Annotated in this window: 16 protein-coding genes; 5 read left to right on the forward strand and 11 right to left on the reverse strand. The window is 70.6% G+C overall.

Annotated elements, in window-relative coordinates; genetic code table 11:
- Positions 1-12: 12 nt before the first annotated feature.
- From AACH11_RS07715 to AACH11_RS07730, 4 genes are all read right to left on the reverse strand, one after another.
- Positions 13-1,134, reverse strand: coding sequence for a substrate-binding domain-containing protein (locus tag AACH11_RS07715; protein ID WP_341373631.1), 1,122 nt, complete (start codon positions 1,132-1,134; stop codon positions 13-15).
- Between the two features lie 9 nt (positions 1,135-1,143).
- Positions 1,144-2,256: an ABC transporter permease gene (locus tag AACH11_RS07720; RefSeq protein ID WP_341373632.1), complete on the reverse strand. Its 1,113-nt coding sequence runs from the start codon at positions 2,254-2,256 to the stop codon at positions 1,144-1,146.
- The gene (locus AACH11_RS07725; RefSeq protein WP_341373633.1) at positions 2,253-3,782 is read right to left on the reverse strand and encodes a sugar ABC transporter ATP-binding protein; all 1,530 of its coding nucleotides are present in this window, start codon (positions 3,780-3,782) and stop codon (positions 2,253-2,255) included. The genes AACH11_RS07720 and AACH11_RS07725 overlap by 4 nt, the downstream gene beginning before the upstream one ends.
- An 85-nt stretch (positions 3,783-3,867) precedes the next feature.
- Positions 3,868-4,791, reverse strand: coding sequence for an SMP-30/gluconolactonase/LRE family protein (locus tag AACH11_RS07730; protein WP_341373634.1), 924 nt, complete (start codon positions 4,789-4,791; stop codon positions 3,868-3,870).
- 336 nt (positions 4,792-5,127) lie between these two features.
- On the opposite strand from AACH11_RS07730, the gene AACH11_RS07735 reads away from it, so the two are divergent.
- Positions 5,128-6,138: a LacI family DNA-binding transcriptional regulator gene (locus AACH11_RS07735; RefSeq protein WP_423228710.1), complete on the forward strand. Its 1,011-nt coding sequence runs from the start codon at positions 5,128-5,130 to the stop codon at positions 6,136-6,138.
- A 173-nt stretch (positions 6,139-6,311) separates the two neighbouring features.
- Here AACH11_RS07735 and AACH11_RS07740 read toward each other — a convergent pair whose 3' ends face one another.
- The 7 genes from AACH11_RS07740 to AACH11_RS07770 all read right to left on the reverse strand — a co-directional run bounded on the left by AACH11_RS07740 (position 6,312) and on the right by AACH11_RS07770 (position 14,890).
- Entirely contained in the window at positions 6,312-8,273 is a 1,962-nt protein-coding gene (locus AACH11_RS07740) for a helix-hairpin-helix domain-containing protein (protein WP_341373636.1), read from the reverse strand.
- Positions 8,261-9,022, reverse strand: coding sequence for a PP2C family serine/threonine-protein phosphatase (locus AACH11_RS07745; protein WP_341373637.1), 762 nt, complete (start codon positions 9,020-9,022; stop codon positions 8,261-8,263). The genes AACH11_RS07740 and AACH11_RS07745 overlap by 13 nt, the downstream gene beginning before the upstream one ends.
- Positions 9,019-9,678 carry a vWA domain-containing protein gene (locus AACH11_RS07750; protein ID WP_341373638.1) on the reverse strand — a complete coding sequence of 220 codons (660 nt, stop codon included), beginning with the start codon at positions 9,676-9,678 and terminating at the stop codon, positions 9,019-9,021. The genes AACH11_RS07745 and AACH11_RS07750 overlap by 4 nt, the downstream gene beginning before the upstream one ends.
- A 228-nt stretch (positions 9,679-9,906) precedes the next feature.
- Complete coding sequence (locus AACH11_RS07755) at positions 9,907-11,142, reverse strand: cystathionine gamma-synthase family protein (protein WP_341373639.1); 1,236 nt, start codon at positions 11,140-11,142, stop codon at positions 9,907-9,909.
- Between the two features lie 147 nt (positions 11,143-11,289).
- Positions 11,290-12,723, reverse strand: a complete 1,434-nt coding sequence (gndA, locus tag AACH11_RS07760; RefSeq protein WP_341373640.1) for an NADP-dependent phosphogluconate dehydrogenase — start codon at positions 12,721-12,723, stop codon at positions 11,290-11,292.
- 43 nt (positions 12,724-12,766) lie between these two features.
- Positions 12,767-13,834: an L-idonate 5-dehydrogenase gene (locus tag AACH11_RS07765; protein ID WP_341373844.1), complete on the reverse strand. Its 1,068-nt coding sequence runs from the start codon at positions 13,832-13,834 to the stop codon at positions 12,767-12,769.
- A gap of 105 nt (positions 13,835-13,939) precedes the next feature.
- Entirely contained in the window at positions 13,940-14,890 is a 951-nt protein-coding gene (locus AACH11_RS07770; protein ID WP_341373641.1) for a 2-hydroxyacid dehydrogenase, read from the reverse strand.
- A gap of 161 nt (positions 14,891-15,051) precedes the next feature.
- Between AACH11_RS07770 and AACH11_RS07775 the strand changes: the two genes are divergently transcribed.
- The 4 genes from AACH11_RS07775 (at position 15,052) to AACH11_RS07790 (ending at position 17,792) form a co-directional block, all read left to right on the forward strand.
- Positions 15,052-15,840, forward strand: a complete 789-nt coding sequence (locus tag AACH11_RS07775) for a glucose 1-dehydrogenase (protein ID WP_341373642.1) — start codon at positions 15,052-15,054, stop codon at positions 15,838-15,840.
- Between the two features lie 5 nt (positions 15,841-15,845).
- A complete protein-coding gene (locus AACH11_RS07780) occupies positions 15,846-16,367 on the forward strand; it encodes a gluconokinase (protein WP_341373643.1) in 522 nt (173 codons plus the stop codon).
- A 72-nt stretch (positions 16,368-16,439) separates the two neighbouring features.
- Positions 16,440-17,354, forward strand: a complete 915-nt coding sequence (locus AACH11_RS07785; protein ID WP_341373644.1) for an NAD(P)-dependent oxidoreductase — start codon at positions 16,440-16,442, stop codon at positions 17,352-17,354.
- Positions 17,355-17,450: 96 nt separating this feature from the next.
- Positions 17,451-17,792 (forward strand): antibiotic biosynthesis monooxygenase, encoded by a 342-nt coding sequence (locus AACH11_RS07790; protein ID WP_341373645.1) that lies wholly within the window; start codon positions 17,451-17,453, stop codon positions 17,790-17,792.
- Positions 17,793-17,828 lie beyond the last annotated feature (36 nt).

A 17,828-nucleotide genomic window follows, 5' to 3' on the forward strand; every position in this document is an offset into this window, starting at 1 on the left:
GCTGCCCGGGCCTCAACGCCCCCAGATCTTCTTGTACTGGTCCCGGTAGCCGTTGCCCGGATCGAACACGTTGCGGTCGCCGCCGTCACCACCCACATTGGCGGCCGTCACCACGTGCACGCCCGGCACGTAGCCGGACCAGGCCACCTTGGCGAAGGCGCGGTTCATCTCGTCGACGACCTGCCAGCCCTGCATGTTGAGCGGCCCTGGCACGGTGGCGCTCTGGTAGGACTTGCCGCGGATGCGCTGGTAGGCGGCCTCGCTGCCGTCACCGGCCGAGACAGCGCGCGGCAGGTCGTCGCCCTTCTTGCCGGCGGCCTTCAGCGCGCTGCCCCAGAAGTCGAAGTACAGGTCGTTGATGGCCAGCGAGTGGGTCCACTTCGATCCGAAGCGCTGCAGCAGCGAGGTGGTCAGGCCCGGCATGCGGGTGGCGCTGTCGGCGATCGGGCTGTCCTCGAAGCTCAGCACCGTGCAGCCCGGGCACTTCTTGATCACCGCCTCCATGGCCTTGGCCTTGTAGATGGCGATCGAGTACTGGCTGTCGGTGAAGATCACCACGCCGGCCTTGCCATTGCTGTCGGCCACGGCCCACAGGGCGGCGGCCTCGGCGATGTCGTCGGCGGTGGTGGTGACGTTGGCGAACAGGCCCGCGGCCGTGTCCGGGCCCGGCTTGGGGCCGGCGTTCCAGCCGACCAGCGGGATGCCGGCCTTGGCGGCGTTGCCGAAGGCGGTCTTCTGCTCGGTGGTGTCGAAGCCGCCGACGACGATGCCCGCCGGCTTGAGGGCCAGCGCCTGGTTCAGCGCCGCGGTGCGGCCGCTGACCGAGCCCTGGCCGTCGATCACGCGGATGGTCCAGCCGATGGCCTTGCCGGCCTCCTCGACGCCCTTGCTGACGCCGACGATGCCGCCGTTCTTCATGTCGGCGGCGACGAAGACCACGGTCTTGCCCGCGACCGCCTTCGGGCCGCTGGTCGGGCCGTCCCATTTCGACTTGGCGCCGGCCATCTGCGCCACCTTGGCCTTGGCCGCGGCGACGAAGTCATCGGCGGCGGCGGGCCCGGCGGCCATCAACAGGCTGGCGGCAGCGACGGCGGCGAGTGCGAACGACCGACGTGCGGGATTCTTGCGGCTCATGGTGTCTCCTCAGGTGGTGGCCGTGATCGGCTCGGTGGGAAGCGAAGTCGGGGGGGCAGCGGCCGGCGTGTCCAGCTGGCGCTGGGCGATGCGGCGGCGGATGGACGCGTTGCGGCGCTGCTGGGCCCAGCCGGCGATGCCGATCGAGATCAGCAGCGTCAGCCCGTTGAACAGCGGCTCGACGAAGAAGGCGCCGCCGAACTGCTGGATGCCGGAGATGCCGATGGCGAGAATCGCCACGCCCACCAGCGTGCCCCAGACGTTGACGCGGCCCGGGCGGATGGTGGTGCTGCCCAGGAAGGCGCCGACGAGCGCGGGCAGCAGGAACTCCAGCCCCACGCTGGCCTGGCCGATCTGCAGCCGCGAGGCCAGCAGCACGCCTGCGAAGCCGCTGAGCAGGCCCGAGGCGATGAAGGCGCCCATCACGTGGCGGCGCACCGACAGGCCGTTGAGCTCGGCCGCCTTCGGGTTGGCGCCGATCACGTACAGCCCACGGCCCAGCGGCATGAACTCGGTCACCGCCCACAGCAGCAGCGCGATGCCCAACACGTAGAACGCGGGGATGGGCAGACCGAACAGGTCCGCGCCGGCCAGCTGCAGAAAGCCCTCGGGCAGCTCGCCCACCACCTGGCGGCCGCCGCTGTGCCACATCGCCACCGCGTACAGCACGGTGCCGGTGCCCAGCGTGGCGATGAAGCTGTCGATCTGCGCCAGCTCCACCAGCAGGCCGTTGAGCATGCCGAACAGCGCCGCACAGGCCAGCACCACCAGCACCGCCACCGGCCAGGACAGGCCGAAGCGCGTCTGCAGGCTGATGGCCAGGATGTGCCACAGCACGATGCCGTAGCCCACCGTCAGGTCGATCTTGCCGGTCAGCATCGGGATCATCGCGGCCAGCGCCAGCAGCGCGATCACCGACTTGTCCGACAGGATGGCCCGCAGGTTGAACAGCGTGGGAAAGGTGTCGGGCAGCAGCACCGAGAACAGCGCCGCCAGCGCCACCATCAGCACCACCAGCCCGTAGGCCGGCATCGCCCGGGCCAGGCGACGCGCCAGCGTGTCGGCGGCGCCATCCAGGCTGGCATCGGGCTCCAGCGCGGTGGACTTGATCGAAGAACTCATGCGGACTTCCTTTCCTCGCCGGCCGAGCCGGCGGACAACGCCAGCAGGCGGGCGATGGTGATCTGGTCGCCGCGCAGCTCGGCGGCGATGCGGCCGGCGCGGAACACCAGCACGCGGTGGCAGACGGTGGCCACTTCCTCGTAATCGGTGGAGACGACGACCAGCCCGGCGCCCTGCGCGGCACGCCGGCGCAGCAAGGCATAGATCTGGCGTTTGGCGCCGACGTCGACGCCAGCGGTCGGCTCCTCCAGCACCTGCACCGGCAGGGCCAGCGCCTCCCAGCGGGCCAGCACCACCTTCTGCTGGTTGCCGCCCGACAGCTGCTGCACGATGGCCTGCGGCGCGCGCGGGTTGATGTCGAAGCGCTCGGCCAGCTGCTGCGCCTGCTGCAGCTCACGGGCGCGGCGGCGGGTGTCCAGGCCACGCTCGCCGTGCAGGCGCGGGTTGGGAAAGAGGTTCTCCTGCACCGTCATCGCGCCGGCCAGGTTCTGCTCCAGCCGCTCACCGGCGGTGTAGCCGATGCCGGCGGCGATCGCCTCGGCCGGGCCGCGCAGCGTGCGCGGCCGGCCGCCGATGTGCAGCGCACCGGCCAGCAGCGGCTCGCAGCCGAACAGCGCGCGGCCGACCGCATCGTGGCCCGCGCCGCGCAGGCCGACCAGGCCCAGGATCTCGCCGCGGTGCAGGGCCAGATCCAGCGGCCCGGCATTGCCGGCCACCGCGCCCTGCAGCGCCAGCAGCGGCACCGCCTCACGGTCGATCTCGGGGGCCGGCGGCCGGCTGTCCTGGCCCAGGTGCTGGCCGACGATCAGGCTCACCAGCTCGGCCTCGGTGGTCTCGGCGGTGCGGCGCACGCCGACCAGCCGGCCATCGCGCATCACCGCCGCACGGTCCGACAGCTGCATCACCTCGTCGAGCCGGTGCGAGACGTAGATCATGCCCACGCCCTGGGCCCGCAGGCCGCGCAGCACCTCGAACAGGCGCTGCACGTCGGCGGCCGGCAGGCTGGCGCTGGGCTCGTCGAGCACCAGCAGCCGGGCCTGCACCTCCAGCGCGCGGCCGATGGCCAGCAGCGACTTCTCGGCCCGCGTCAGCGAGAACACGCGCCGGCCCGGATCGATGTCGCAGCCCACGCGAGCCAGCACACGGCGCGCCACCGCATCGGCCGCCCGCCAGTCGACCAGACCGTGCTTCCAGCCGAACAGGCGTGGATAGCCCATGCCGAGCGCGACGTTCTCGGCCACCGTCATCCATTCGACCAGGCCGAGATCCTGGTGGATGAAGGCCACCGGCTGGCGCAGCGGATCGCGGCTGCGCCAGGCGCTCTCGGGCTGGCCGTCGACCGTCATCGTGCCGGCGTCGGGCCTGTGGATGCCGGCCAGCAGCTTGATCAGCGTGCTCTTGCCGGCGCCGTTCTCGCCCAGCAGGGCCAGCACCTCGCCGGCATGCACGTCCAGCGTCACGTCATCGACGGCCTGGGTGCCGCCGAAGCGCTTGCTGACGTGGTCGAAGCGCAATAGAGCTGTCATGTGGACCCCTCGGTCGTCGAGTACGCCGACCGGTCCCCCGAGGGGACGTGGGCCGGCTCGGGAGCGGCCCGTCGCTCGGCCCACCTCATGCCGTCGCCCCCCGGGTGTTGAGCGCGATGCGGTAGAGCGAGGTGCTGGCGCAGATGAACAGCTCGTTGCCGCCCGCGCCGCCGAAGACCAGGTTGCCGACCTTCTCCGGCACCGGGATGCGGCCGATGCGCGTGCCGTCCGGGTGGTAGACCTGCACGCTGTCGGCGCTGCTGGTGTAGACGAAGCCGTGCACATCGACCCGGAAGCCGTCGGCCAGCCCCGGCTCGATGACGGCGAAGATGCGCGGCCGCGCCAGATCCTGGCCGCCGATGACGTCGAAGGCGACGATGTGATGATGGCCCGTGCCGTCTCGGCGCAGGGCGGCCGAGGTGTCGCTGACGTAGAGCACGGACTCGTCGGGCGAGAAGGCCAGGCCGTTGGGCTCCTCGACGAAGTCGCTGGCGATGCGCAGCGCGCCGCTGGCCGGATCGAAGCGGAAGACGTAGCAGTCGCCCAGCTCGCTCTCGGCCTGGTGGCCCTCGTGGTCGGAGGCGATGCCGTAGGGCGGATCGGTGAACCAGATGGTGCCGTCGCGCTGGACGACGACATCGTTGGGCGAGTTCAGGCGCCGGCCCTGATAACGGTCGACCACCGTCTCATCGGACAGCGGCCGGCCCTGCGCGTCGAGCCGGGTGCGCTGGATCGCACGCTCACCGTGCGAGCAATGCAGCAGGCTGCCGTCGGCCTCACGCACATGGCCGTTGGTGAACTCCACCCGCTCGCGCCAGACGCGCTGGCCGTGCTGCGGATGCCAGGCCAGCATGCGGTCGTTGGGGATGTCGCTCCACAGCAGTTCGCCGCTTTCGCGCAGCCACACCGGACCTTCGCTCCAGACGGCGCCGCCGGCCAGGTGCTCCAGCGCGGAAGCCCCGTCGGCCACGGCCGCGAAGCGGGGATCAAGGACTTGGATCGAGGACATGGCCGCGAGTGTGCGCCGGTATTGGTTACCGGTAACCGGTACATACCCGCATCGCGCAGCGGCCACCGCGGGCCTCGGCGCTCTCGCGGCGATCGTTTCACAGGAGGAATGGCGACACCGGCACGGCGTCGCACCGGCTGCGACCGGATGTTCTCGGTATCACCGGCTGCCCCGGATCCGGCCCAACCGCTATGCTTGCGCCCGGAACCGCACCGTCACCGGAGAAGCGCCTTGCCCGCACGCAAGCCGACGGCCTCGAAGCCGCCGCCGCCCGCCACCACCAGCCCGTCCCCCGCCGGCGCCGCCGTACCCGCGCCGCCGGCCACCCAGGTCACCATGGCCGACATCGCCGCGCGCGTCGGCGTGTCCAAGATGACCGTCTCCAGGGCCCTCAACCGGGAAGGCAGCAGCAGCCGCTCGACCAGCGAGGCACTGCGCCAGCGCATCCTGCAGGCCTGCCAGGAGATGGGCTATGTCATCGACCAGACGGCACGCACCTTCTCGTCCAAGCGCTCCGGCTTCGTCGCCGCGCTGGTGCCGGCGCTGAACAACAGCAACTTCAGCGACACCGCCCACGGCCTGACCGCCGCGCTGGAGGCCAGCGGCCTGCAGGTGCTGCTCGGCTACACCGACTATGACGCCGCAACCGAGGAGCGCCTGCTGCGCGCCATGCTCAGCCGCCGCCCCGAGGGCGTCATCGTCACCGGCGGCACCCACACCGCGGCCGCGCGCCGCCTGCTGCAGGCCGCCGGCGTGCCGGTGGTCGAGACCTGGGATCTGCCACTGCAGCCGGTCGAGCACTGCGTGGGCTTCTCCAACGCCGAGGCCGTGGCCCAGCTGGTGCACCAGCTGCACGCCCAGGGCTACCGCCGCCTGGCCTTTCTCGGCGGCGTGCCCGAGAGCGACGCGCGCGGCGCCGACCGCCGCCGCGGCTTCGAGCAGGCGATGGCCGCCCTCGGCCTGGACGCCTCACGCCAGCTCAGCGTCGGCCAGGCGCCGGTGTCGATGGCCCACGGCGCGCAAGGCGTGGTGCAGCTGCTGCAGCGCTGGCCCGACACCGACGCGCTGGTCTGCGTCTCCGACCACCCGGCCTTCGGCGCCCTGGCCGAATGCCAGCGCCGCGGCATCGCGGTGCCGCAGCAGCTGGCCATCGCCGGCTTCGGCGGCTTCGAGGTCGGCACCAGCTGCCACCCGCGCCTGAGCACCGTGGCCGTCGACTGCACCGGCATCGGCCGCGCCGCCGGCGAGCTGCTGCTGCGCGCGATCGCCGCCGCCCGCGAGGGCACGCCGCTGGCCCCGCAGACGGTGCTGATTCCGTTCCAGGTGGAGTTGCGGGGGAGTAGCTGAGTCAGAGGCCGGTGGCTTGTAGCCAGGCCTTGGCCTGGTCGGGCCGCCCTTGATCTCGGAGATGACACCGAAGGTGTAGCCGATCACCTGCTCAGTCTGGGAGTCAGCCGCTCTAAGCCTTCGCAGGCTACGTCGACGGCGGCCCTCCAAGAATCCGCGCAGCGGGTGCACCCTTAGACAGCGTTGTAGTCCACTTCCGCCTGCGCGAGCGTCTGGGCGGCAGCCTGAAGCTGAGGCAACAAGCTGGCGGCCTGTGCGGTGGCCCGTTGTCGGAACTGCTGCAGCTCGGCCGGCGCTGCCGCCAGCATGCGCTCCAGCGAGAGTCGCTTCGCAGCGAACTTGACTCGGACCGAGTCCATGTCCGCCTGCGATACGGCTGCCGCCGGATTGAACTGGAACTGCCGTTCGCAGCTGCGCTGCCAGTCAAGGACGGAACGCGTCAGGCTCTCTCCGAAGCCGCGCACCTGCATCACCTGCCCTTTGGTCACATCGGCGGCGGTCTCTATACCGAAGGACCTCAACGCCGCCTTCCGAGCAGGGCCAACGCCTGGAATGGTCGCCCGGTCGATGAAGCAGGTACTCAAGAACTTCTGCTTCTGGCGCTCCTGGGCAGTAGCGTGAAGCTGGTTCAGATCAGCCTGCTCCGCCCGAGGCAGCGCTTCGAGTTCGTCCTTGACCCGAGCCAACTCGGCCTTACGCGCATGGAAGCCCTCCGGGCCTGCCTCCTTCTTGGCCCGTTCAACTAGGCGCTCGTATTCCTGCTTAGCTGCGTCCAGGGCGCTCTTGCGCGTGGAACGCTCGGCCGCGCGCTCAGACGAGCCCGCACCGCCGGCCATTACCCACCCGAACCCTCCACCCAGCAACGCAAAGAACCAAGCCTTCGGGGCCGAAAAGACGACAGCGATGGCGATGGCCACGACCACAAAGCGGTAGAAGGTCACCGTCCCTTCCCCCGGGATGCCGGCGGGCAGTGCCTTGGCCGTCACACTGAAGTCGCTCGGCGTCGGGAGACTCAATGGCGCCGGCGCTGGCACCGCCTGGATGAGACCCCAGGCCTGCGTCAGTACGAACCCGCTCGAAGTCGGCGTGAAGGTGGCACCGAGGTCGACGAAGTAGACAACCCCCTGCTTATCCAGCGCACACCAAGGGCAGGAACCGAGGTGATCGGGATAGACGTGCATGCTCGAAGCGCTGCACTTCTTCAACCGGCCCCGCAGCCCGTCGAGAGCTGCAACCCACTGCTGGGCGCTGGGCCTTCCGCCTGCGGCGCCCTTCTCGGTGAAAGCCACGTGGAACATGGACTCCATTGCGTCGGGGAGCATCGACACAGGGATGGAACGGGGCGGTGGGCTGAAGCCGCGCAACTGGTTGTCGCGGGCATAGGCGTACCGGAAGTTCTTGATGTCGGTCTCGAGCGCGTCACCAACGCCACTTCGCAGGGGCACGCCGGAGTACGGGTGTCGACCGCCGAAGAGCAGATGGAAAATCAGCAGCGCGAGGCCGAAGTTGTCATGGTTCGTCGACCGGGTGAACCCGTCGATGGAAGACAACGACTGCAGCTCTGGTGGCGTGAAATGGGGAACGACGACTTCGCAGAAGTGCATCGTTCCTCGGGCATTGACCTGGAACGAGTCGCTGTCGATGAGCACGACCTTGCTGTCGCGACCCACCATGAAGCTGTCCTGGTTCACGTCGCCGACGACGTGACCATGGGCGTGCACCGCCTCGAACGAGGCCGCAATGTTTCGCGCCACGAACAGCAAGAAGTCCCACGCAGCCTTCGGATGGTCCTGCCGGCGGTGCGCCGGGCTGTAGACCATGTGGATAGGGTCCTTGTTGGACACCTTCGGCATGAGAAAGCCGATGACAGGACCACCACGGCTGGGATGAAGCGTCTCCTGCGGCCAGGCGACGTAGTTCAGAAGCTGCGCGTCCGCCGTGGACGCCATGTAGCTGAGCTTCGCTTGCTTTTTCGCGTCAGGCGCCTTGTGATACAGCTTGGCGACCTGGTTTGTCAGTGCCGGCAGCTCGAACACCGAGCCTTCGCCGCCCTTGCCAAGCTCCCGGCCAACGTCGATAGCCGTTCCGCGTGAGGTGTAGAGCGTCCTCGCCATACCTTCCGTCAGGGCATCCAAAGAGCGAGAGAGAGCGTCTTGTCGTCGTCCGTGCGCTCGTTGACAGGCGCGCTGCCCAAGAACCGGACAAGCAACCCTTGCAGTTGCTCTTCCTGCTCGGCGGTTGCCTTGGCCATCCCGTTGAAGAACGGAGCAAAGAACGGCTCGTGGGGAGTGTTGATCGCAAGGTTCAACGCAAGGCGTTGGATGCCGTCCGTGAACGCGGCAACCTTCAGGGCTCGGGTTGGATACGCCTTTGTCTGCAGGACGGTGACGGCGTCTTCATCGGTCACGAAGTGCGTCATGTTGGCGTACTCGCCAGACATCGGAATGACCGCGACCTCCAGGCCGGCACCGGTATCAAGCACTACCCCGCCATCACCAATCTGGAGAACCAGGGTGCCGACGGCTGTCGACAGCACACCCAGGAACGTGCAGGCAAAGTCCCGGGCTTTCAGGCCTTCTGCCTCAGCGGCTGCGTAGATGCGGTCGCGCACTGCAACCACCAAGTCGGTGGCAAGTCCGTCACTGAGGCCAAACTCCCCTTGCTTCACCTTCCTGGCGATGAAGGCCGCTGCAGCCTCGATGGCCAGCTCCGCGCCCTCCCCGCCCTTCGCTGCGCTACCGGCACCGTCAGCGACGAAGACGGACAGCAGAGGCAGACCGTCAGCCAGCCGGTCCACTTGCGCCCAGCAACTATCTTGACAAGGGGTTCCGGTGCGGGTGTGTGATGTACCGACCTCTGACGCGTAGACCAGACGCCAAGTCACACCGACGCCCAGCCCTTCGGAGCCTCAAGAGGTACTTCGGTACCTGGCGTCGAACGCGAGACGGACCGCAGAGAGCTGGAGAGCCACTTGAAGAGCTTGTCGAACTTCAAGCCCTGCAGAGACAGCGGCTCACGCACGCTGATCTGTCGCAGCGTGTCCATATCCGCGCCCTGAACGCCGATGGCGAAGAACGCGAACTTCTTCGAAGCCTCGCCTTCGCGAATCGCCTCGGCGGCCTGCTTCCAAGAATCGGTCGGCTTGCCGTCGGTGATGAGGAACACCCAAGGCCGGTAATACGAGATGCCGTTCGCCCTGTAGTCGCGCTTGCGGTCTTCAACCATGTTCAGCGCTTGCGTGATGGCAGCCCCGGTCGGCGTGTCGCCCTGGCTTTGGAGAGTCGGCGGGTAGAACGTGGAAGCGCTCGTGAACGGAGTCTCGACCTTGACGGGGCCGAAAGTGACGATGCCAACTTCGACCCGCTTCATCGCCAGGGTGTCAGCAGACAGTTCATCCCGGAAAGTGCCAAGACCGGCGTTCAGCTCATTGAGAGGCTGCCCGTTCATCGAACCAGACACGTCGAGGAGGAGGATGCAGGGGCAGCGAGGCTCCGGATTGCTGGCGAAGTCGTTGGTTTCGAAGGAAATCTGTTCGCTCACGAGGTCTCCGAAGTTCAAAGTGGCGTGATTGTCGAAAAGTGTATCGGGGTCGTCGCACTGCCCGCGTGCACTGTCTAGGGACGCACGAAAAACGGCTTCACGGGCTTGCGCCGACGCCGTCGCGCTTAGCGCGGCGCTACTCCCTGGGAAGCGTCAGCGTGGTCTCGTAAGCCTCCCCGATCCATGGGTGGCCGCACGACACCGTCCCCACGCCGCCGGCCTGGCTCTTCAGCCCCCCAACGCCTGCGCGAAATCCGCGATCAGATCCGCCTCGTCCTCCAGCCCGACCGACAGCCGCACCAGGCCGTCGGCGATGCCCATGTCGGCGCGGCCGGCGGCGCCCATCTCCCAGAAGATCGTCGGTGCGACGGGGATGATCAGGCTGCGGGTGTCGCCCAGGCCGGTGGCGGCCACCGGCAGGCGCAGGCGGTCGATGACCGGCACCATGCGCGCGGGATCGGCCAGCTCGAAGGCCAGCAGCCAGGAGCCGTTGCGGAACAACCGGCGGGCGGTGTCGTGCTGCGGATGCTCCTCGAGCATCGGGTAATGCACGGCGGCGATCGCCGGGTGCTGGCGCAGCCAGCGGGCCAGCGCCAGCGCGGTGGCGGCGGTGCGCACCATGCGCAGCTCCAGCGTCTCGGCGCCGACCAGGATGCGGTGGGCATGGTCGGACGACAGCGAGCCGCCCATGTCGCGCAGGCCCTTCTTGCGCACCTGCTGCAGGCCCCAGCCCTTGGCGTCGCCGCGGCGGTAGGCCTCGAAGATGTTCGGGTAGGCGGACCAGTCGAACAGGCCGGTGTCGGTCACCGTGCCGCCCAGCGCGTTGCCGTGGCCGGCAATCGACTTGGTCAGCGAGTTGATGACCAGGCTGGCGCCGACGCTGGCCGGCTTGAACACCCAGGGTGAGGTGACGGTGTTGTCGACCACGAACACCAGGCCGCGCTCGCGGCACAGGCGGCCGATGCCTTCGAGATCGGGGATACGGGTGCCGGGGTTGGACAGCGTCTCGACGAACACCATGCGCGTGGCCGGCGTCAGCGCGGCTTCGACGGCCTCGGCGGTGGTGGTGTCGACCTTGCTGACCTGGATGCCCAGGTCCTGGATCGTGCCGAACAGGCTGTTGGTGTTGCCGAAGACGAACTTGCTGGCCACCAGGTGGTCACCGGCGCGCAGCAGGGTGAGGAAGACCGCGGTGATCGCCGCCATGCCGGTGGCGAAGCTGACGCTGCCGACGCCGCCTTCCATGCGGGTGATCAGCGACTCGACCGCGGCGGTGGTCGGCGTGCCCTGGCGGGCGTAGTTGAAGCCGCCCTTGATGCGGCCCTGGAAGACGCCGATCAGGTCGTCGACCTTCTCGAAGCCGTACTGGACGGAGGTGTGGATCGGCGCGTGCAGCGCACCGTGCTCGGCGCCGGACTGCCGGTCGGCATGGACCGTGGTGGTGGTGAACCCCTGATCGCTCATCGCGAGACTCCCGAAGATGCGTGGCTGCACGCGGCACGGCCCCCTCTGACGGGCACCGCACCGCGCGGACTGCGCACGATTATCGACGCGGGGGCTGCGGCCACCGGGGCCGGACCGGACCGACCCGGTCCGACGGGGGAGCCGTCCTCAGTCGATGACTTCGGGCCAGACGGTGTGGAACATCTCGCCGGCCGGCCGGTCGGTGCGCTCGTAGGTGTGGGCGCCGAAGTAGTCGCGCTGGGCCTGCAGCAGATTGGCTGGCGACCGGGCGGTGCGCAGGCCGTCGTGGTAGGCCAGCGCGGCGGCGAAGGCCGGCACGGCCACGCCGCGGGCGGCGGCATCGGCCACGGTGGCGCGCCAGGCGTCCTGGGCGCGCGCCAGCACCTGGCGGAAGCCGTCGGCCAGCAGCAGGTTGTCGAGCGCCGGGTCGGCGCGGTAGGCCTCGGTGATGCGGCCCAGGAACTGCGCGCGGATGATGCAGCCGCCGCGCCAGACCGAGGCGATGGTGCCCAGATCCAGGTTCCAGCCGTAGGCCTCGCCGGCCGCGCGCAGCAGGTCCAGGCCCTGCGCATAACTGACGATCTTGGAGGCGTAGAGCGCGTCGTGCACGCGCGCCAGCAGGGCCTCGCGCTCGGCTTCGGGCAGCGGGGCCGGGGCCGGTCCGACCAGCACCTCGGCCGCGCGCAGGCGCAGGTCGCGCCGGGCCGACAGGATGCGCGCCTCGACGGCGGCCTGCATCACGCTGACCGGCACCGCATGCTCGGCCGCCGAGATCAGCGTCCAGCGGCCGGTGCCCTTCTGGCCGGCGCGGTCGAGGATCACGTCGACCAGCGCGCGGCCGGTCAGCGGATCCTGCTGGGCCAGCGCCTGGGCGGTGATCTCGATCAGGTAGCTCTGCAGCGGGCCTTCGTTCCAGCGGGTGAAGACGGCGGCCATCTCGGCGGCGCTCAGGCCGGCCGTGCGCATCAGCTGATAGGCCTCGCCGATCAGCTGCATGTCGCCGTACTCGATGCCGTTGTGCACCATCTTGACGAAGTGACCGGCGCCGCCCGGCCCCATGTGGGCCACGCACGGCGTGCCGTCGACCCGGGCGGCGATGGCCTCCAGCATCGGCCGCATCGCCTGCCAGCCGGCCTCAGGGCCCCCGGGCATGATGCTCGGGCCCTTGCGCGCGCCCTCCTCGCCCCCGGACACGCCGATGCCCATGAAGACGAAGCCGGCAGCCGTCAGCCGGGCCTCGCGGCGCACGGTGTCGGTGTAGAGGCTGTTGCCGCAGTCGGCCACGATGTCGCCGGGCTCCAGCAGCGGCAGCAGCTCGTCGATCACGGCATCGACGGCCGCGCCGGCCTTGACCATCACCAGCACGCGGCGCGGCCGCGCCAGGCTGGCGACGAAGTCGGCCAGCGTCGGGGCGCCATGCAGGCGCTTGCCGGGATGGGCCTCGACGAAGGCGGCCGTGGTGGCGGCGGTGCGGTTGTAGGCGCTGACGCGCAGGCCACGGCTTTCCAGGTTCAGGACCAGGTTCTGGCCCATCACGGCCAGACCGATCAGGCCGATGTCGCTGAGGACGGGGGTGCTCATCTCGGGGGTCTTTCTCGGGGGACGATGGATCGGACGCGCTGGATCAGCCCGGCTGGACCTCGGGCGCCGCGAAGTCCAGCAGCACCTTCATTGCGCGCTGGCGGTCGCTGGCCAGTTCGAAGGCCTCGCGGGCGCGGTCGAGGGTGAAGCTGCCGGTGATCATCGGGCGCATGTCGACGCGGCCCTCGTTGATCAGGCGCACCGCCAGCGCGAACTCGGCATGGAAGCGGAAGCTGCCCAGCAGCGTCAGTTCCTTGGCCACGATCAGGTTCTGCGGGATGCTCACTTCGCCGCCCAGGCCCAGTTGCACGACGATGCCGCGCGGGCGCAGCACGTCGAGGCCGGCGCGCAGCGCACGCTCGTTGCCGCTGCACTCGATGACGACGTCGACCTGGCCCTTGTCGGCGCTGTAGCGCTGCACCCAGCCGCTGTCGGTGGCGCCGTTGATCGGCACGTCGGCGCCCATGGCGCGGGCCACGGCCAGCGTGCTGTCGGTCAGGTCGACGGCCAGGATCTCGGCCGCGCCGTGGATGCGGGCGGCGGCCACGGCCAGCGCGCCGATCGGCCCGCAACCCGAGACCAGCACCCGCTTGCCCAGCAGCGGCCCCGCACGGTTGACCGCGTGCAGCGCGACCGAGAAGGGCTCGGCCAGCGCGGCGTGCTGCAGCGAGACGCCGGCGGCCACCGTCTCGCACTGCACGGCGCTGCACACCAGCAGGTCGCGGAAGGCGCCCTCGATGTGCGGATCGCGCATCGCGCTGCCGTAGAAGCGCATGTCCAGGCACTGGTTGGGCAGGCCGTCCAGGCAGTAGCGGCAGGCGCCGCAGGGGCGGCTGGGGTTGACGGCGACGCGGTCGCCGACCTTCACGCGGGTCACGCCCTCGCCGACGGCCGCCACCGTGCCGGCCACCTCGTGGCCGAGGATCATCGGCCGCTTGATGCGCACGGTGCCGAAGCCGCCGTGGTGGAAGTAGTGCAGGTCGGAGCCGCAGATGCCGCCGAAGCCCACGCGCACGGCCACCTGGCCGGGGCCGAGTTCGCCGGCGTCCTGCTCGACGACCTGCAGGTCGTCGGGCGCGTTGATGACCAGGCAGGTGCAGCGCAGGCGCAGTGCGCTCAGGGGGCGGCCTTCGTCGGCCAGGGCGTCGTCACGCACGGTGTCGTTCACGGTCGGGATCCTCGGGTCGGGGGTTCGGGCAGCGGGGCGGCGGGACGCTCAGACCACCGGCGTCAGCAGCGGCTGACCGGCGAAATGCGCGGCCAGGTTCTCGCGCACCAGGCGGCCCATCGCGCGGCGGGTCTCCTCGGTGCCGCTGCCGTGGTGGGGCTGCAGCACGACGTTGTCCAGCGTCAGGAAGCGCGGGTCGATGCGCGGCTCGTTCCAGAACACGTCCAGGCCGGCACCGGCGATGCGGCGCTGCTCCAGCGCCTCCAGCAGCGCCGGCTCGTCGGCCACGCTGCCGCGCGCCACGTTGACGAGCCAGCCCTGCGGGCCGAGCGCGGCCAGCACGTCGGCGTTGATCAGGCCGCGCGTGCCCTCGCCGCCGGCCAGGGTCACGATCAGCACGTCGCACCAGTCGGCCAGCGCCACCAGCGAGCCGATGTGGCGGTGCGGGCTGCCGGCCACCGGCGTGCGGCCATAGGTCGCGATCTCGACGTCGAAGCCGCTGAGCCGGTGCGCCACCGCCTGGCCGATGCGGCCGTAGCCGGCGATGCCGACCTTCTTGCCGTACAGGCGGCTGACGAGGTCGAAGTTGCCCTGCGCCCAGGCGCCGCTGCGCACATGGGCCTCGGCCGCCGGCATGCGGCGCAGCGTGGCCAGGGCCAGGCCGATGGCGATGTCGGCCACGTCGCCGGTCAGCACGTCGGGCGTGTTGGTGACGCGGATGCCGCGTGCGCGGGCCGCGTCCAGCGCGATGGCATCGGTGCCCACGCCGTAGCAGGAGATCACCTCCAGCTGGGGCAGGCGGGCGATCAGCTCGGCCGAGGCGCCCAGCTCGCCACGGGTGGCGATGGCGCGCACCTGCGGCGCGCACTGCGCGATCAGGGCGTCACGGTCCTCGGCCAGCCACAGCTTGTGCAGCACGTAGTCGCGCTCCAGCGGCTGCAGGTCCCAGTCGGGATAGGCGCCGCACATCAGGACGTGGGGCCGCGCGTCGATCGTCATGGATGCTCCGAAAAGAAGGATACCGGTAACTTATGGGATCGTCCGTAGACCGCACATGCAGGTCTACCCTTAGACTGGTGGACCGGATTGATCATATGATACCGGTAACTTACCTGAGCGCCACCGTTCACCCACGAGATCGCATCGCCCGACCGACCGCCATGACCGATTCCCGCCTTCCCCCCGCCCTCGGCCTGTTCGACCTCAGCGGCCGCACCGCCCTCGTCACCGGCTCCAGCAAGGGCATCGGCCTGGCGCTGGCCCAGGCGCTGGCCTCGGCCGGTGCCCGCGTGGTGCTGAACGCGCGTGACACGGCACGGCTCGACACCGCCGCCCGTCTGCTGCGCGAGCACGGGCTGAGCGTCGAGACCGCCGCCTTCGACGTCACCGACCCGGCCGCCGTCGAGGCCGGCATCGCCGACATCGAGCAGCGCGTGGGCGCCATCGACATCCTGGTCAACAACGCCGGCATGCAGCACCGCACGCCCTTCGCCGATTTCCCGGTCGAGGCCTGGCAGCAGCTCAGCCGCACCAACATCGACAGCGTGTTCCTGGTCGGCCGTGCGGTGGCCCAGCGCATGATCCCGCGCGGCCGCGGCAAGATCATCAATGTCTGCTCGGTGCAGAGCGAGCTGGCCCGCCCCGGCATCGCCCCCTACACGGCGACCAAAGGGGCAGTGAAGATGCTGACCAAGGGCATGGCGGTCGATCTGGGCGCCCACGGCATCCAGGTCAACGGCCTGGGCCCGGGCTACTTCAAGACCGAGCTGACCCAGGCGCTGGTGGCCGACGAGACCTTCACCGCCTGGCTGTCCAAGCGCACGCCGGCCGGCCGCTGGGGCGATGTGCAGGAACTGGCCGGCGCGGCCATCTTCCTGGCCAGCGAGGCCTCCACCTTCGTCAACGGCCACATCCTGTACGTGGACGGCGGCATCACGGCCGGGCTGTGAACGGCATGACCCGCCTGGTGGTGATGGGCGTCAGCGGCTGCGGCAAGACCAGCGTGGCCGAGGGGCTGGCCGCCGCCCTCGGCCTGCAGGCCCTCGACGCCGACCACCTGCACAGCCCCGAGGCGGTGGCGCGCATGCGCGCCGGCATCGCGCTGACCGACGAGGACCGCTGGCCCTGGCTGGACCGCATCGGCCAGCGCCTGGCCACCCCGGCGGCCGCGGGCACGGCCGGCCTGGTGGTGGCCTGCTCGGCCCTGCGCCGCACTTACCGTGACCGCCTGCGCGCCGCCTGCCCCGGCCTGCGCTTCGTCTTCCTGGACGGCGCCGAGGCGGTGCTGGCCGAGCGCATGGCCGCCCGCCAGGGCCACTACATGCCGCCCAGCCTGCTGGCCAGCCAGTTGCGCACGCTGGAACGCCCGGGCGCCGACGAGCCCGACGTGCTGACGGTCGACCTGAGCCCCCCGCTGGCCACCGTGATCGCCCACGCGCTGCAGGCCCTGCGCGCGCCGGCCCCGCACGGCGCCTGACGCAGCGGGCACTGCCCCGCCGCCCCCCGACGCGCCGGCCATGACCGGCACGCACCCCACAGGAGAACCCGCATGACCGACGCCGCCCCCACCGCCGTGGCCTCCCCGCGCCAGACCGTCGCCGTGCTCGGCATCGGCATCATGGGCAGCGCCATCGCCGGCCGCCTGCTGGAGCGCGGCCACGCGCTGCGCCTGTACGACCCCGATCCGCTGAAGATGGCGCCCCTGGGCTCGCGCGGCGCCCATGCCGCCGCCAGCCCGGCCGAGGCCGCCCGCGGCGCGGCCTTCGTCATCACCAGCCTGAACGCGGCCGCCATCGTGCGCCGCGCGGTGCTGGGCGAAGGCGGCGCGGCCGAGAGCCTGGGCGCCGAGGCGCTGCTGATCGACATGTCGTCGATCGACCCGCCGTCGACCCGGGCGCTGGGCGACGAGCTGCGCCAGCGCTGCGGTGCCGGCTGGGTCGATGCGCCGCTGTCCGGCGGCGCACCGAAGGCCGCGACCGGCCAGCTGACGGTGATGGCCGGCGGCACCGAGGCCGACGTGGCCCGCGCCGCCACGCTGATGCAGGACCTGTGCGCCAACTTCACCCACATGGGCCCGGCCGGCGCCGGCCAGACCACCAAGCTGGTCAACCAGCTGCTGTGCGCGATCGGCTTCCAGGCCGTGGCCGAGGCCGTGCGCCTGGCCGAGGCCGGCGGCGTCGATGCCGCACGGCTGTCGCAGGCACTGGCCGGCGGCCGCGCCGACAGCCAGATCCTGCGCGAGTTCGGCCCCAAGATGGCCGCCCGCGACGAGCGCCCGACCGGCCGCATCGACAACATGCTCAAGGACCTGGAGGCCGTCCAGTCCTTCAGCCAGGCCCAGCGCCTGCCCCTGCCGCTGACGGCCCAGGTGAGCGAGCTGCACCGCGCCTTCGTCGCCGCCGGCCTCGGCCCGCTGGACACCGTGGCCATGCTGCGCCAGTTCGACGGCTGGCGCGCGGACTGAGGCGCCCGCCCGGGCCGCTCCGCCGACTTTCGCCCCCTCAACCCGTTGCGTCCGCTTCTCCACCCCGCCGGCAGCACGCCGGCCGAAAGCCCGACCATGTACATCCGCTGCGCGTTCTTCCACGGCCGGGCCAAGCCCGGGCAGGAACAGGCCTTCACCGACTACGTGCGCGAGCGCCTGGTGCCACTGTGGACACAGTTCCCCGGCGCACAGGAGGTGCGCGTGCTGCGCCAGGTCGAGGCCGACGTCGCCGATCCGCACTACGAGATGGTGCTGGCCGTGCGCTACCCGGATCAGGCCGCGATCGACCGCGCACTCGCCTCGCCCGTGCGCGCCGAGAGCCGCGAAGTCACCCGCGGCCTGCTCGAACTCTATGACGGCACGGTCTTCCACACCGTGTTCAAGGCCGACGAGTACCCGCTGGCGGGCGGGGCCTGAGGCTGGGGCCGGGCCGGCCGGCGCGAGGCCGCCCAG

This window comes from Pseudaquabacterium rugosum (genome assembly GCF_038066575.1).
In the GTDB taxonomy this organism is placed as follows: Bacteria; Pseudomonadota; Gammaproteobacteria; order Burkholderiales; family Burkholderiaceae_C; genus Pseudaquabacterium; species Pseudaquabacterium rugosum.